This window comes from Aggregatibacter sp. oral taxon 458 str. W10330, assembly GCF_000466335.1.
GTDB lineage: Bacteria > Pseudomonadota > Gammaproteobacteria > Enterobacterales > Pasteurellaceae > Aggregatibacter.
The window spans coordinates 126,056-140,998 of record NZ_KE952605.1 but is presented as its reverse complement, the minus strand read 5'-3'; the positions used below and the strand labels follow the sequence as shown (position 1 = coordinate 140,998).

Genomic DNA, 14,943 nt, shown 5'->3' with positions numbered 1-14,943 from the left:
TTTTTAGCTTTTTTTTCAATTTTTGTTTTGATTGGTTATTTTTTATAAATTTTGACTAATAATCAGACTAGGAATGTCTATAATTGAATCTAATACGTAGTCTGCCATTTTTTCTCCCTCAGAAGTCATCGGTTTACCAGTTCGCACTAAAACGAGCGTTTTCACCTTAGCTCCCTTCCCAGCAAGCAAATCTTCCACTTTATCTCCAACCATAATAGATTTTGTCGGATCGATATTCAGCTCTTCTATTGCTTGTAGTAACATCCCCGATTTCGGCTTACGGCAGTCACAATCCTGTTTAAATTCGGCAAGTTTTGCCTCTGGATGATGCGGGCAATAATAGATACCATCCAAATCCACACCGCGATCAGCCAATGACCAATCCATCCACTCCGTCAACTGCAAAAACTGTTCCTCGGTAAAAAGACCTCGTGCAATGCCAGATTGATTTGTCACCAGAACCAACAAATAGCCCATCTCTTTCAGTTTTTTTAGCGCCTCAATACTTCCTTCAATAAAGTGAAAATGATCAATGTCATGCACATAACCATAGTCAATATTCAACGTTCCGTCTCGATCTAAAAAAACCGCTTTTTTCATCTTTTTATCCTGTTTAAATATAAATTCGTGCCGATTATCTTCTTTATTTTTATCTTGTGCAAACCTTCAACTTTTTTGTTCTAAGAGAAAGCAAATAATTATAAGAATGTCATGGATAGAGGTTGACATGGCATTCTAGACGTCTAGAATACAAAAATCTTTTTTTGATAAAAGCGAAACCGCAAAAGGGCTTATATGATTAAGCTAAAGAATGTCAGCAAAATTTTCGACGTTTCAGGTAAAAAACTGACCGCACTTGATAACGTTTCCTTGGATATTCCGAAGGGACATATCTGTGGCGTTATCGGCGCATCCGGTGCGGGTAAAAGCACCCTGATTCGTTGCGTCAACCTATTGGAAAAACCCACTGTGGGTTCAGTCATCATTGATGGCAAAGATCTCACTCAACTTAGCGATGCTGAACTGGTATTGGAACGCCGTAATATCGGCATGATTTTCCAACATTTCAATTTATTGAGCTCCCGCACCGTCTTTGGTAATGTTGCGTTACCTTTAGAGTTAGAAGGTACACCAAAAGAAAAAATCGAAGCAAAAGTCAACGAATTGCTTTCTTTGGTAGGCTTAAGCGACAAAAAAAATGTATATCCGTCTAATTTATCCGGCGGTCAAAAGCAACGCGTCGCCATTGCACGCGCACTAGCAAGCAATCCCAAAGTGTTATTGTGCGACGAAGCGACTAGCGCGCTAGATCCTGCAACCACACACGCCATCTTAAAATTATTAAAAGAAATCAACCGCACTTTAGGCATCACGATTCTCTTGATTACCCACGAAATGGATGTTGTCAAACGCATTTGTGATTTAGTTGCCATCATCGATCACGGCAAACTTGTAGAACAAGGCTCGGTGGGCGACATCTTCTCCAACCCGAAAACTGAACTGGCACAACAATTTATCCGTTCGACTTTTAGTGTCAATTTACCGGATGAATACTTAGATAACCTGCTGCAAACACCGAAGCATGCCAAGTCTTACCCGATTATCAAATTCGAGTTTACCGGACGCTCTGTGGATGCTCCATTGTTATCCAAAGCCTCCAAAAAATTCGGTGTGGAATTAAGCATTTTAACCTCCCAAATTGAATATGCCGGCGGCGTAAAATTCGGTTTCACCGTAGCAGAAGTAGAAGGTGATGAAGATGCTATTACACAAACTAAAATCTATTTAATGGAAAATAACGTACGCGTTGAGGTATTAGGCTATGTGGAATGATTTTTTAACGGAACTTACACCTCAAATGTGGCAAGCCGTGTGGGTTTCTACCTATGAAACCGTATATATCAGCTTTGCATCTACCCTATTGGCCGTGATCATCGGTTTACCTTTTGGTGTAGTGACCTTCCTCACCGGCAAAGGCGAAATTCTGCAAAACGCACGGTTAAATCTCATTTTAAATATTGTGATTAACATTGGACGATCCATTCCCTTCATCATTTTGTTAATCATTTTGTTACCGTTTACCCGTTTCATTTTGAACACGACTCTGGGTACCACGGCGGCAATTATCCCATTAAGCATTTGCGCCATGCCATTTGTGGCACGTTTAACTGCCAATGCCTTAGTGGAAGTGCCAAAAGGCTTAACGGAAGCTGCAAAAGCGATGGGCGCGACAAACTGGCAAATCATCCGCAAATTCTATTTGCCGGAAGCACTGCCAACCTTAATTAACGGCATTACACTCACCTTAGTTACCTTAGTGGGCTATTCTGCCATGGCGGGCATTGTCGGCGGCGGTGGTTTAGGTAGCCTCGCCATTAACTACGGCGAATATCGCAACATGGTGTACGTAAAATGGGTCGCCACAATTATTATTGTTGTATTCGTCATGATTTCACAAAAACTTGGTGATGATTTCGCAAAACGCGTCGATCATCGTTAATTCACTTAGCATTAACATTAAAAGAGGATCTTTTATGAACTTAAAAAAATTACTCGGCGTAGCAACACTTGCCTCCGTATTTGCATTAACAGCGTGTAACGAAGAGAAAAAACCGGAAGCGACAGCAGAAGCACCGGCAAAAATTAAAGTCGGCGTGATGGCAGGCCCTGAGCACGAAGTGGCTGAAATCGCTGCGAAAGTCGCGAAAGAAAAATATAACTTAGACGTAGAATACGTTCTATTCAACGACTATGCCTTACCAAATACGGCGGTTTCTAAAGGCGATTTAGATGCTAACGCTATGCAACATAAACCGTATTTAGACAAAGATTCCCAATCGAAAGGTTTAAACAACCTCGTTATCGTGGGCAACACCTTCGTTTATCCGTTAGCGGGTTACTCTAAAAAAATCAAAAGCGTAAATGAGTTACAAGATGGCGCGGTGGTTGCTGTACCAAACGACCCAAGTAACTTGGCACGTGCGTTAATCTTATTAGAAAAACAAGGCTTAATTAAATTAAAAGATGCCACAAACTTATTCTCTACTTCCATGGATATCATTGAAAATCCAAAACATTTACAAATCAAAGAAGTGGACACTTCTGTTGCCGCACGCGCTTTAGACGACGTGGATTTAGCGGTTGTGAATAACAACTATGCCGGCCAAGTGGGCTTAAATGCACAAGATCACGGCGTGTTTGTGGAAGATAAAGATTCTCCATATGTGAACATTATCGTGGCACGCACTGATAACAAAGACAGCAAAGCTATCCAAGATTTCGTGAAAGCTTACCAAACACCAGAAGTAGAACAAGAAGCGAAAAAACACTTTAAAGACGGCGTGGTGAAAGGCTGGTAATTTAAAGCTCCTGTAAAAACATCGTAAAATGAAACCGCACTTTTAGGCAATGAAAAGCCAAAGTGCGGTTTTTTTACAGGTTTTTTACGATGAAATCAGGATAAAAAATCCTCGCCACATTGACGAGGATTTTTTATGAACGCTTTTAGCCGGTCAGGTTTGCGCCTATAATAAGCCGTCTATTTTATACCATCAGGAACACCATGTTAGATATTGTTTTATACGAACCGGAAATTCCACAAAACACCGGTAATATTATTCGCTTATGTGCCAACACCGGCTTTCGTTTACATTTAATCGAGCCTCTGGGATTTACTTGGGACGACAAAAAATTACGCCGCTCCGGCTTGGATTACCACGAATTTGCTGACATCAAAAAGCACAAAACTTTCGAGGCCTTTTTGCAAAGCGAGCAACCCAAGCGTTTGTTTGCCCTCACGACAAAGGGCACGCCTGCACACAGTGAAGTGAAATTTGAATTGGGCGACTATTTAATGTTCGGCCCGGAAACCCGCGGCATTCCGATGGATATTTTAAACAGCATGCCGGCGGAACAAAAAATCCGTATTCCCATGACTGCCAACAGCCGCAGTATGAACCTCTCCAATTCCGTTGCCGTCACCGTGTATGAAGCTTGGCGCCAGCTGGAATATCAAGGTGCAGTGAATCTTACTCGATAAGATGAATTAAAAATTGCGCTTGCAAAAGCGCGATATTAAATGGGCTAAGTGTATTTCGCTACCACTTAGCCCTTTTCTTTTGGAATTACGCGCCGATTAAACGAGAAAGTGCGGTGTCTTTTCGGTCTAAATAATGGGTCGATTGAATTCGACGAATGGTTCTGGATTTACCCCGAATCAACAAGGTTTCCGTGGTGGCTAAATTGCCTTTACGGCGAATGCCTTTTAATAAATCACCATGAGTAATCCCGGTGGCGGCAAACACTAAATTGTCATCACGCACGAGCTGTTCTAGCTGCAACACCGTATTGACTTGAACCCCCATTTCTTCACAACGGCGAATTTCTTCTTGCGCCAATGCCTTATTTTCCGGCGTATCGCCTTTCACCTGATCACGCGGCAATAGACGGGATTGCATATCGCCTCCCAAGGCACGAATCGCAGCCGCTGCCACAACACCTTCCGGCGCACCACCAATGCCATAAACCATGTCAATTTCCGCTTCCGGCAAACAACATAATACCGAAGCCGCCACATCACCATCAGGAATCGTAAATACGCGCACACCCAGTTGATGCATTTTTTCAATCACGGCTTCATGACGAGGTTTATCTAAAATCATCACCGTTAAATCGGATAATAGCTTGCCTAACTTTGAAGCAACACGGCGCAAATTTTGTTCAAGCGGCAAATTCAAATCAACAATGCCTTTTGCTTCCGGCCCCACTACCAATTTTTCCATATACATATCCGGTGCTTTCAAAAAAGTATTTTTGCCACCTGCCGCCAATACAGAAATCGCATTAGACTGCCCCATCGCCGTCATGCGCGTACCATCAATAGGATCGACCGCAATAGACACCAATTCCCCCATGCCTGAACCCACTTTTTCACCGATATATAACATCGGCGCGTGGTCAATTTCGCCTTCGCCAATCACGATTTCTGCATCCATATGAATCAAATTTAACATATAACGCATGGCTTTTACGGCAGCATCATCAGCCGAATTTTTATCCCCACGCCCCAACCACGCAAAACCGGCAAGGGCGGCAACTTCAGTTACTCTTGAAAACTCAATGGCTAATGATCTATTCATGGCATAATCCTTAAAAATGAGAAATAAAAATCGGCTTATTCTAGCACCAAGCAAACGTTTGCTATAGCAAAAATCGTAAAAATATGCATTAATATTAATGTTTACAAATTTGTATTTGCTGGCAAATTTAAAAAACGTGCTTATACTTCACTTAATATTTCGATACATGGAGTAATTATGTCAGATCATACAATTTCTCTCGCTTTTTCAGTATTGCACCATTATTTAAAGCTATTCGCTGAAAAACAAGAACCTCATTTGCCTCTTCCCCCTTTTCCGCCCAAATTCAAACAGGTTGATATATCTCCTTTCTTATCACAAGCTGAACGCCTTGTTTTAGGTAAACAACCTGAATTAAAAGAGAGTAATAAACTGTTTAGTTTGTTTGAAAATATCAATCAAGCGAATAAAAAAATGCAATTTTTTTATGATTTTCAGCCACTCTCACCAAATTCTATTTTTCCCGAAAAAGAAGAAAAAGATACCGCACTTTCAACACATTGGGATAAGTTTGTTCAAGCGATCACAGAGATTCCTAAATCTCATTGTGATAACCCAAGTTTATGGCTAGATCATTTTGATACCGCAATGCAATGCTTCACTTGCAATTTGCCAAGTCCTTATAGTGATGAAATTTCTTTCTATGATTTCACTAAAGCAGTCGCAGCGTTTGTAGTCGCACTCGCAGATCAAGAAATCAATAAAGAAGAGCCATTCTTATTAATTCAAGGCGACTTTTTCGGCATTCAAGATTTTATTTTTTCCGGTGGCAGCGCTTCCAACAAAGGCGCTGCAAAAATCTTACGCGGGCGTTCTTTCCAAGTGTCTCTTTTCACCGAGTTAGCAGCACTAAAAGTACTAAACGCCTGTCAACTGTCAACCACTTCTCAAATGATGAATGCTGCAGGGAAATTTTTAATTGTTGCCCCAAACACCAAGGCTGTAAAAGAGGCAATCAAACAAGTTCAAGCAGAACTAAATCAATGGTTTATTAAAGAAACCTACGGATTAATCGGGCTGGGTATCGCAGTTCAATCAGCAAAATACAGTGATTTCGAACAAAATCACTATGAAACATTAGTTAAAAAATTATTTGAGAATTTAGAAGAGCAAAAACTCAAACGCTTAGATTTAACGGATACCACACAAAGCGTGCAGGAAGTTGAATATCCAAATGGTGTTTGTGAAATGAATAGCTTTTTCCCGGCTCAAACTGGGAAAGAACGTTCTGTAATTTCAGAAGATCAGATCAAAATTGGGGAAATGTTATCAAAAAAACAACGCATTATTATTGCGGATATAAACGCTGACATTAACCATAAATATGAAACACAAATCCTAAAATTGCAGATTTTTGGCTTTAAAGTGATTTTTACCAATAGCCGTGAAGATACTAAAGAATTTGGTTACCCGGTAAAACTGTTACAAATTCATCGCTTTTGGGATTTCTCATTACCAAAAAATACAAACAGTACTATTTGGAATGGATATGCCCGCCGTTATATCAACGCCTATGTGCCTTTTGATAATGAAGGAAAGATTATTACTTTTGAGGATATTCAAGATAGAGATGAAGGACAAAAAGCATTAATGACCTTAAAAGGTGACGTGGATAATCTCGGCACAATTTTCCAAGAAGGTATTCGGTCTGCCAACATTGCCAAAATGGCAGCGCTTTCTCGCCAAATGAATCTTTTTTTTAGTCTTTGGTTGCCGGCTTATTGTGCTGAACAAAGCCAAAGTATGTACACCGTGTTTGCAGGGGGGGATGATTTCTTCTTAATCGGTCCTTGGTATTCTACGCAAAAAGTGGCACACGCAATGCAACAAGCTTTTGCGCATTATGTAGCAGAAAATCCTGAAATTCATTTTTCCGTGGGAATGGTGATGAGTAAATCGGGAATTCCTGTGCCTCGTTTAGGTGATTTGGCTGAAGAGGCTTTAGAAAAATCGAAAAAAATTGATGTCGGTAAAAATGCAATAACGATTTTTAATCGTTCCGTGAAGTGGAAAGATTGGCAGTCACTCTGCAATTTAGAGCAGGAAATTCATCGTTTGGCAGAAACTTATAAAATTTCAACGTCTTATCTTTATTCATTAATTCGTTTATGTGAACAAGCTGCGGATGAAAAGAATATTGAAAGCGCCATGTGGCGGAGTCGTTTTTATTATCGCACAGCACGTTATGTAACGGATAAACTCTCTAAAGAAACTCGTAATAAAGCATTAAGTGAAATTAGCATTTCATTAGGAGATAAAGGAATTGGCACATATAAACTGAATTTTGCCATTCCATTAACAAACTATTTCTATCAAAAACGATAAGGAAAATTTATGTTAAACATTAACGAAATCAAATTCGGCAATGAAAAATCAGCCGAAATCTTTTCAGATATTGCACAACGTGCAGCAAAACATATCAAAACCAATAAAAATTTAAATAAAACAACACAGTTACGTAAGTTTTATGATGAATTAGCCATGTGGAACGATCGTGTGCAATTAGTACGTGAAAATAAGGCAGGTAAATTCCAAGAACTAATGCCATTTATCAAAATGTTAAAAGCTAAAGTTGCTTATGCTGAAGGGCGTAAGAACGTTGATAAAAATTTTTCTGACATCTTTAATCGCTGTATTGATCAGATAAGTAATGTAGAAACTTTACGTGATGCAAAATTATTTATGGAAGCTGTAATGGGCTTTTGCAAATTAGAAGAATTTTAACAAGGAATTAGGATTATGAAACTCACAAATATTGTAGAAATTAAAGCTAAATTAGTATTACAAACAGGTTTGCATATCGGCGCAGGCGATAGTGAAATGCATATTGGAGGTATTGATAATTCAGTAATCAAACATCCTCTTACCCAATCACCTTATATTCCGGGTTCAAGCTTAAAAGGTAAAATTCGTACATTATTAGAATGGCGTTCTGGTGCTGTTCAAAATAATCCTTTGACATTAAAAGATGTCTCTAAAAATCCTGAAGAAGTAAAGAATATTTTACGTTTATTCGGTATCAGTGGTGATACTAAAAATAGCGAACAAGAAGTCGCTGAAATTGGTGTTTCTCGCCTTGCATTTTGGGATTGTGCACTAAATGAAGCATGGGAAAAAGCGATTCGTGATGATAACCAACTTTTAACCGAAGCAAAAAGTGAAAACACAATTGATCGCATTACCTCAACGGCGGGAAATCCTCGCCAAACCGAACGTGTACCGGCAGGTGCAGAATTTGATTTCAAACTCACTTTACGCCAATTTGAAGGCGACAAACCGGAACTTCTTGATTTAGTGTTAAAAGGTTTAAAACTGTTAGAACTTGACAGCCTTGGCGGCTCCGGTTCCCGGGGTTACGGCAAAGTGAAATTTACTGAATTAACGGTTGATGGTGAAACTCGTAATTTAGACGACATTAAACCTTTCGAATAAGGTGATTTTATGAAGTTATATCGTTTTACACTCACACCACAAAGTGCGATGGGAACGCCTTTGGTGGGCGATACCTTATTCGGCCAGCTTTGTTGGGCCGTGCGGAATCGCTTTGGTGAAGCTCGCTTGATTGAATTATTAGAAGGTTATACCACACAACACCCATTTATGGTGGTGTCGGATGCTTTTCCGGAAGGTTTTTTGCCTTTACCGACGTTGCCATCAACGTTTTGGGAGACTAAAACGGAAACCGATCGCAAAAGTTTAAAAAAAGCCCAATGGGTTAACATCAGTGATGCAGAAAAAAGTGCGGTAAAATTTTGGCAAGAATGTGCTTTACAGACTAATTTTCAATTCAAAAAAGAAAATCAAGACCAATTTCACAACACTATTGACCGCCAAACAAATACCACGGGTGATGGACAATTTGCGCCTTATTCCACAGAACTAACCTGGTTTGGCGCACAACAAAAATTCGATCTCTATGTTGTGTTAGATGAAAATCGCTTTTCATTAGAAGCGTTACAAATAGTACTTCAAGATGTCGGAAATATTGGTTTTGGACGTGATGCCTCTATCGGGCTGGGGAAATTCCGTTGTGAAAATCCCCAAGTAGTCAACTTTATTCAAACGAATTCAAATTGCTATTTAACGCTAGCCAATTGTGCCCCGCAAGGTTTAGGTTTAAATAAGGAGCACTGCTACTACCAAATTACGACAAGATTTGGCCGTCACGGTGACATTCAAGCATTAAGCTCTAACCCATTTAAAAAGCCGATTATTCTGGCAAAATCCGCGGCCATTTTTACGCCTGAAAACTATCAACCACGTTTATTTTTAGGCAATGGATTAGGCAATGTGTCTTATGCTCAACCAGAAGCGGTGCATCAAGGCTATACCCCTGTTTTAAATTTATTTGTCGATTTTGAGCATAAGGATCACAAATGAAAAAATTTATGCAAAACTACAACGTTTATTTAACCCCATTAAGCCCGATTCATATTGGCTGTGGTGAAGATTTTGAGCCAACGAATTATGTCATTGATAATGAAACCTTATTTAATTTTGAACCTAGCCATTTAATGTTAAATGAGCGGGAGAAAACGGATTTGTTAAATACTGTGAACCGTTTAGATTTACTTGCGATTCAACGTTTTTTCTTAAACCACAAGGATAAAGCAATCGCAAATTCTTACTATTTTGCAGATGTTGCCGAAGGTTTAGCTCAGGATTATAAAAATCAAGTCGGAAAAGTATCTCAACGTGAAAGTGATGGAAATAAAGTAATCAATAAGCTTTCGATTGAACGCACTGCATTTCTACCTTTGCAACATCTACCTTATATTCCGGGTAGCGGATTTAAAGGCGCACTAGCAACGGCATTATTAGATCAAGCTCATCAAGCAAAAAATAACCCCAAAGTAAATGCTAAAGATCATAGTCATTTATTAAAAGAATACATTGGTGAGTTTGAGAAAAGCAAATTACGCCATGTAAAATTTAGTGATTTTATTCCGCAATCTTTAGCTGAAAGTAAAGTTTACTATTCGCTTAATTTTAAGAAAAAATTAGGTAAAACGGATGGTAAAGGACGCGCTATGGCATTGCGTCGAGAATGTATTTCTATGGGGCAATACCGTGCTTTTCAAAGCGAATTAACATTAACTAAAAGCCAAAATACTTTCTCTTTAACAGAGCTAATTGATGCACTAAAAAAATTCTATTTACCTGTATTTAAAAAAGAAATGGAATTATTACAAACCCGTAATTTAGTGTCTGTACAATATGTAAAATCGCTTGAAAAACTCATCTCCTTACCAAAAGTTGCTTTAATCCGTTTAGGCAAAAATGGCGCAGACAGCAAAACCTATCAAGGTGAAAATATTGCGCAAATTAAAATTAGGGGCGCAAACGGCACTCCACCCATGTTTAAAGACAGCAGTACAACCGTATGGCTGGCGGGAACAAGCAGTGCACAGCAAACAGATCTTCTTCCCTTCGGTTGGGCATTAATTGAAGTTGATCCCACAACGGAAAATAAAGCCTTAAAAACATGGTGTGAAGCTCAACCAAAATCAAAATTTGATCGTTCTGAAATTTTGGCAAAGCGCGAAGCTCAAAAAGCGGAACAAGCACGCTTACAAGCAGAAGCTGAAGCAAAACGCTTAGCGGAACAACAAGCAGAAAAAGAAAAGCTGGCATTGTTAGATTCGCTTTCGGACAATCAACGTTTAGTAGAAGCCAAGTTAGTTGAATGGAATTCTCAGGAAAGAAAACCATTTACGGTTTCACCTATTTTTAGTGAAGCCAAAAAATTGTTGGAAGATGCTCAGCAATGGAATAAAGAAGATCGTCATTATCTTTATGAAAAACTTGATCCAACAAAATCAAATGAAGGGTTACAAAAATATGTTGATGGCTTAAGTGGTTTCAGCAATTTAAAAGCGAAATCAGCCGTAGAATTTAAAAAATTGCGTAACAAACTGGTAACAGAATGATTCCAAATTCTTTCCCCATAGCCCGCTATCAATTTGATTTTGTTGTGAGCGAGCCGATTTTGTTACCGGAATATTCAGGTTCCACCTTGCGTGGTGCTTTCGGGCGGGCGTTGCGAAAAATTGCTTGCATGACAAAGCTGGAAGACTGCAAAGGCTGCCCGCTTTATCGCACCTGTCCTTACACCAACATTTTTGAAACGCCGGCACCGACAGCGCATGAATTGCAAAAGTTCAGTCAAGTGCCGAACGGCTATATCATTGAACCGCCGGCATGGGGAGAGCGACTTTATGCCGAAGGTGAAAAATTGACATTTTCGCTTGTGCTATTCGGACGGTTGATTGAACAGCTTCCGCTCATTGCTTTTGCTTTCAAGCGAGCTTTTGACTATAACGTCGGACGGGGAAAAGCAAATTTACTTGATATCGCCAAAGTTGAAGTAGATTTAACCCGACAATCCATTTTACAAAACGGAAATATCATCGAACATCAAAAAACAATCGAAATTCCGACCGCACTTGATAGCGTGGCAAAAATCAAAATTGATACGCCTTTAAGACTGCAAGAAAATGGCAAGCCTTTGCGAGTAAATGAGATGACGGCAGAACGATTTTTTATTTCTTTAGCCAAGCGCCTTTCCTTATTAAGCGAATTTCATTCTGAACCCTTGAATCTAGATTTTGGATTGCTAAAAACCCAAATCGAACAAATTCAAGATGATAAATATTTAAAATGGCAAGATTGGACGCGCTATTCCTCCCGCCAAGACCAGAGAATGAAATTAGGAGGGGTCATCGGTGAATGGCAATTCAAAAATTTATCCCCGGAATTAGCTAAATTACTTTATCTCGGTCAATGGCTACATTGCGGAAAAAACGCTACGTTTGGCTTAGGCAAATATCGGATTACAAATTTGTAATTCTGAACATTAGCGATGAAAAATATAATAATACAGTTTGTTTTTATTAGATAAGGATTGTTATGGCTGTTTGGTTTGTTTCTCGTCACCCTGGTGCGATTGAATGGATAAAAACGCAATCTATTCATATTGATCACTGGACAACCCACTTGGATACTAACCAAATTCAACCTAATGATGTGGTCATTGGGACGCTACCGGTTCATCTTGCAAGCCAAGTTTGTGAGAAAGGAGCCACCTTTTATTTTTTATCCGTTAACGTTAAACCGGAACAACGCGGAACAGAACTCACTGCACAGCAACTTGTGGAACAAGGTTGCTTGTTGCAGGCATTTCATATTGAAAAACGATAAGGAAACATTATGCAATCTAAATATGATGTACATTTTTGTTTGATTTCAGATCAAGCTGCGCCCTCATTATTACCTATTTTAGATCCTGATTTTAAACCGAAAGAAGCAGTTTTTTTAGTATCCGATAAAATGAAAAGTAATGCAGAGGCATTAGAAAAAGTTTTTAAAGAAAAAAACATAAAAGTCACATTAGTTCGTATTGAAAATATTTATGATTTCCAAGAAATGGAAAATTGTTTTATTGAGCTAATAGATCAATTTGATGGGAAAGATATCGCACTTAATGTAACCGGTGGTACAAAATTAATGGCAATTGTGGCGCAGAACACCTTTGCTATGGGCGGAAAACCCATTTTTTATGTAGATAGTGATAATAATCAAATCCTATTTATTAGCCGTGATGAAAAAGGACAAAGCATTCCTAACAAAATGCTCAATTGCCAGATTGATCTAAAAACCTATCTTTCTGCTTATGGCATGGTTTACAAATCCACTAAACAGCCATTAGCTTCTGAGCAATTAATTACCAATTTGGAACCGTTTATCAAGCAATATGATAAATATAAAGATAGTATTCCAGGACTTAATTATTATGCTTCTGAATCCCAAAAGAATGGTTTTAAAGTGAAATTCACGAATCATGATGATGAATCGCTAGTTTCATTACTAGAAGAGCTACACCACAAAAATTTATTAGATTTTGATCGTCATAGAATAGATTTTAGAGATACAGTACACAAAGATTTATTAAATGGCGTATGGCTTGAAGAAATAACCTATAAAGCCATTGAGAATATCAAATCGATTCAAGATAAAGCATTAAGTTTAGAGGTTGGGAATTCCTCATACGATCAGAATAAGCACCAATATGCCTTAAAAAACCAAGGTAATCAAAATGAATTTGATATCGCATTTATGGCAAAAAATCGTCTGCATATCATTGAGTGTAAAACACAACTGATGAACAAAGAAGGCGGCATAAAATCAGAAGAGATTTTATATAAACTGGAAGCATTAAAGAATTATGGCGGCTTAATGACTAAAAAATGTTTAGTCAGTTATTTTGAAGTACCGGAATCTGTAAAGAATCGAGCAAAAGAATTACATATTGAAATTATTCAAGGTAAAGATCTGCAACGATTAAGAGAAAAAATCTCAAATTGGATAGGAAAAGCATAATGAATCAAAAACGTAAAATCCTCCTTTCCGTCACCGGCATGTCCCCTGCCGTTGTGACTGAAACGCTCTATGCACTTGTCACAGAGAAAAATTTTGTTCCTACTGAAATTCAAGTCATTACCACTGAACAAGGCAAAAATAAACTACTAGAAACCTTGTTAGGGATTGAAGGCGGGCGAAAAGAACGCAAAGGGGCTCTGCAAGAATTTATTGAAGATTACGGTGAGCAATACGGTTTTTCTTCAATTCATTTTGATGAAAGCTGCATCCACATCATCACAGATAAGTGCGGTCAAAATTTACCGGATATTCGTACGCCGGAAGAAAATGAACAGGCCGCCAATAGCATTGTGCAATTAGTGGGTAATTTATGCCAAGATGAAGATATGCAATTACACGTTTCCATCGCCGGCGGACGTAAAACCATGGGCTTTTTCATGGGATATGCACTTTCGCTTTATGGGCGTGAACAAGACTCTCTTTCACATGTTTTAGTAGATGCTCAATATGAAAACTTACCCAGTTTTTATTATCCAAAACCTTATTCACATTTAATCAATAAAAGTGATGGTACACAAATTGATGCGAAAGATGGCAAAGTGATGTTAGCTGAAATCCCTTGGGTTCGTTTAGGTTTAGGTGTGCCTGAAGATCTCAAACAACAAGCCATTTCTTATAGTGATTCAGTAAAAAATGCACAGGCGTTGTTAGAAGCACCTTTACTCACATTTCTTTCACCCATGGAAGATTGCCTTGTTACATTCGGTTCAAAAACAATCAAACTTGCACCAAGAGGCTATGCCTTGTTCTTAAGTCTTGTTATTGCGAAAAAGCAGGGCTGGAACGTTGGAACCGGGAATCGTGAAGAAGCTCGAACCATAGAGACTTATTTGAACATTTATAGCCAAATGAAAAATGATGTTGAAATGGAGAATCGCTTGAAAGGTGCTAACAACGATTTAAAAAATGTTTTATCGGAATCTCGTACCGATATTAACAAAAAAGTCATGGCAAATTTTTCTTTAGGAAAGGGGGCAAAGAGCGATTATATTCCATTTTCTAACCGAAAAACGGGCAATTACGAACTCAATATTCACTTAGATAATATTGATATATCGAAAATAGAATCCGATCTTAAACGACTAAAACTCATCTAAAATCAACCGCCCTTGTGGCGGTTTTCTTTTCTATAAATTGTCTATAACATCACACAACAAATCACATCCAATGGCACTTAGGAAAAGCTAGCCAACCCCAAGGCATTATCCGGACAGCATTAACAATGAATTTACCCTATAACAGAGGTGAAAAGGTGAAGAAACTGAGGTAAAATAGTGCGCAAAAATCATATAAAAAAACATCGTTTTTTATCACCGCACTTATAACAAAGATAAAAAAGAAAATGGATAAAATCGTTCAATATTTA

Annotated in this window: 15 protein-coding genes; 13 read left to right on the top strand and 2 right to left on the bottom strand. The window is 38.6% G+C overall.

All coding sequences use genetic code 11. The features are described from left to right. Positions 1-42: 42 nt before the first annotated feature. Positions 43-600: a D-glycero-beta-D-manno-heptose 1,7-bisphosphate 7-phosphatase gene (gene gmhB / locus HMPREF9065_RS04485; RefSeq protein WP_021616152.1), complete on the bottom strand. Its 558-nt coding sequence runs from the start codon at positions 598-600 to the stop codon at positions 43-45. Between the two features lie 195 nt (positions 601-795). On the opposite strand from gmhB, the gene metN reads away from it, so the two are divergent. The 4 genes from metN to trmL all read left to right on the top strand — a co-directional run bounded on the left by metN (position 796) and on the right by trmL (position 4,039). Then, the gene (gene metN, locus HMPREF9065_RS04490; protein WP_021616151.1) at positions 796-1,833 is read left to right on the top strand and encodes a methionine ABC transporter ATP-binding protein MetN; all 1,038 of its coding nucleotides are present in this window, start codon (positions 796-798) and stop codon (positions 1,831-1,833) included. Further along, positions 1,823-2,500: a methionine ABC transporter permease gene (locus HMPREF9065_RS04495; protein ID WP_021616150.1), complete on the top strand. Its 678-nt coding sequence runs from the start codon at positions 1,823-1,825 to the stop codon at positions 2,498-2,500. Before metN ends, HMPREF9065_RS04495 begins: the two co-directional genes overlap by 11 nt. Before the next feature lie 34 nt (positions 2,501-2,534). Then, positions 2,535-3,359, top strand: coding sequence for a MetQ/NlpA family lipoprotein (locus tag HMPREF9065_RS04500; protein ID WP_033002537.1), 825 nt, complete (start codon positions 2,535-2,537; stop codon positions 3,357-3,359). 203 nt (positions 3,360-3,562) lie between these two features. Then, the gene (gene trmL, locus HMPREF9065_RS04505; protein WP_021616148.1) at positions 3,563-4,039 is read left to right on the top strand and encodes a tRNA (uridine(34)/cytosine(34)/5-carboxymethylaminomethyluridine(34)-2'-O)-methyltransferase TrmL; all 477 of its coding nucleotides are present in this window, start codon (positions 3,563-3,565) and stop codon (positions 4,037-4,039) included. Positions 4,040-4,124: 85 nt separating this feature from the next. On the opposite strand, the gene glpX is transcribed toward trmL, so the two are convergent. After that, positions 4,125-5,138, bottom strand: coding sequence for a class II fructose-bisphosphatase (gene glpX, locus HMPREF9065_RS04510; RefSeq protein WP_021616147.1), 1,014 nt, complete (start codon positions 5,136-5,138; stop codon positions 4,125-4,127). A gap of 177 nt (positions 5,139-5,315) precedes the next feature. On the opposite strand from glpX, the gene cas10 reads away from it, so the two are divergent. The 9 genes from cas10 to csm6 all read left to right on the top strand — a co-directional run bounded on the left by cas10 (position 5,316) and on the right by csm6 (position 14,674). After that, positions 5,316-7,463: a type III-A CRISPR-associated protein Cas10/Csm1 gene (gene cas10 / locus HMPREF9065_RS04515; protein ID WP_021616146.1), complete on the top strand. Its 2,148-nt coding sequence runs from the start codon at positions 5,316-5,318 to the stop codon at positions 7,461-7,463. Between the two features lie 9 nt (positions 7,464-7,472). After that, complete coding sequence (gene csm2 / locus HMPREF9065_RS04520) at positions 7,473-7,862, top strand: type III-A CRISPR-associated protein Csm2 (protein ID WP_021616145.1); 390 nt, start codon at positions 7,473-7,475, stop codon at positions 7,860-7,862. 15 nt (positions 7,863-7,877) lie between these two features. Further along, the gene (gene csm3, locus HMPREF9065_RS04525; RefSeq protein WP_021616144.1) at positions 7,878-8,570 is read left to right on the top strand and encodes a type III-A CRISPR-associated RAMP protein Csm3; all 693 of its coding nucleotides are present in this window, start codon (positions 7,878-7,880) and stop codon (positions 8,568-8,570) included. Positions 8,571-8,579: 9 nt separating this feature from the next. Further along, positions 8,580-9,518, top strand: coding sequence for a type III-A CRISPR-associated RAMP protein Csm4 (locus tag HMPREF9065_RS04530; RefSeq protein WP_021616143.1), 939 nt, complete (start codon positions 8,580-8,582; stop codon positions 9,516-9,518). After that, positions 9,515-11,068: an RAMP superfamily CRISPR-associated protein gene (locus tag HMPREF9065_RS04535; protein ID WP_021616142.1), complete on the top strand. Its 1,554-nt coding sequence runs from the start codon at positions 9,515-9,517 to the stop codon at positions 11,066-11,068. The genes HMPREF9065_RS04530 and HMPREF9065_RS04535 overlap by 4 nt, the downstream gene beginning before the upstream one ends. Beyond that, on the top strand, positions 11,065-11,985 hold the full coding sequence (gene cas6 / locus HMPREF9065_RS04540) for a CRISPR system precrRNA processing endoribonuclease RAMP protein Cas6 (protein WP_021616141.1): 921 nt from the start codon (positions 11,065-11,067) through the stop codon (positions 11,983-11,985). Before HMPREF9065_RS04535 ends, cas6 begins: the two co-directional genes overlap by 4 nt. A gap of 62 nt (positions 11,986-12,047) precedes the next feature. Beyond that, positions 12,048-12,338 (top strand): CRISPR-associated protein Csx16, encoded by a 291-nt coding sequence (gene csx16 / locus HMPREF9065_RS04545; RefSeq protein WP_021616140.1) that lies wholly within the window; start codon positions 12,048-12,050, stop codon positions 12,336-12,338. A gap of 9 nt (positions 12,339-12,347) precedes the next feature. Further along, positions 12,348-13,517: a Card1-like endonuclease domain-containing protein gene (locus HMPREF9065_RS04550; RefSeq protein WP_021616139.1), complete on the top strand. Its 1,170-nt coding sequence runs from the start codon at positions 12,348-12,350 to the stop codon at positions 13,515-13,517. Beyond that, complete coding sequence (gene csm6, locus HMPREF9065_RS04555; RefSeq protein ID WP_021616138.1) at positions 13,517-14,674, top strand: CRISPR-associated ring nuclease Csm6; 1,158 nt, start codon at positions 13,517-13,519, stop codon at positions 14,672-14,674. Before HMPREF9065_RS04550 ends, csm6 begins: the two co-directional genes overlap by 1 nt. Positions 14,675-14,943: the final 269 nt, after the last annotated feature.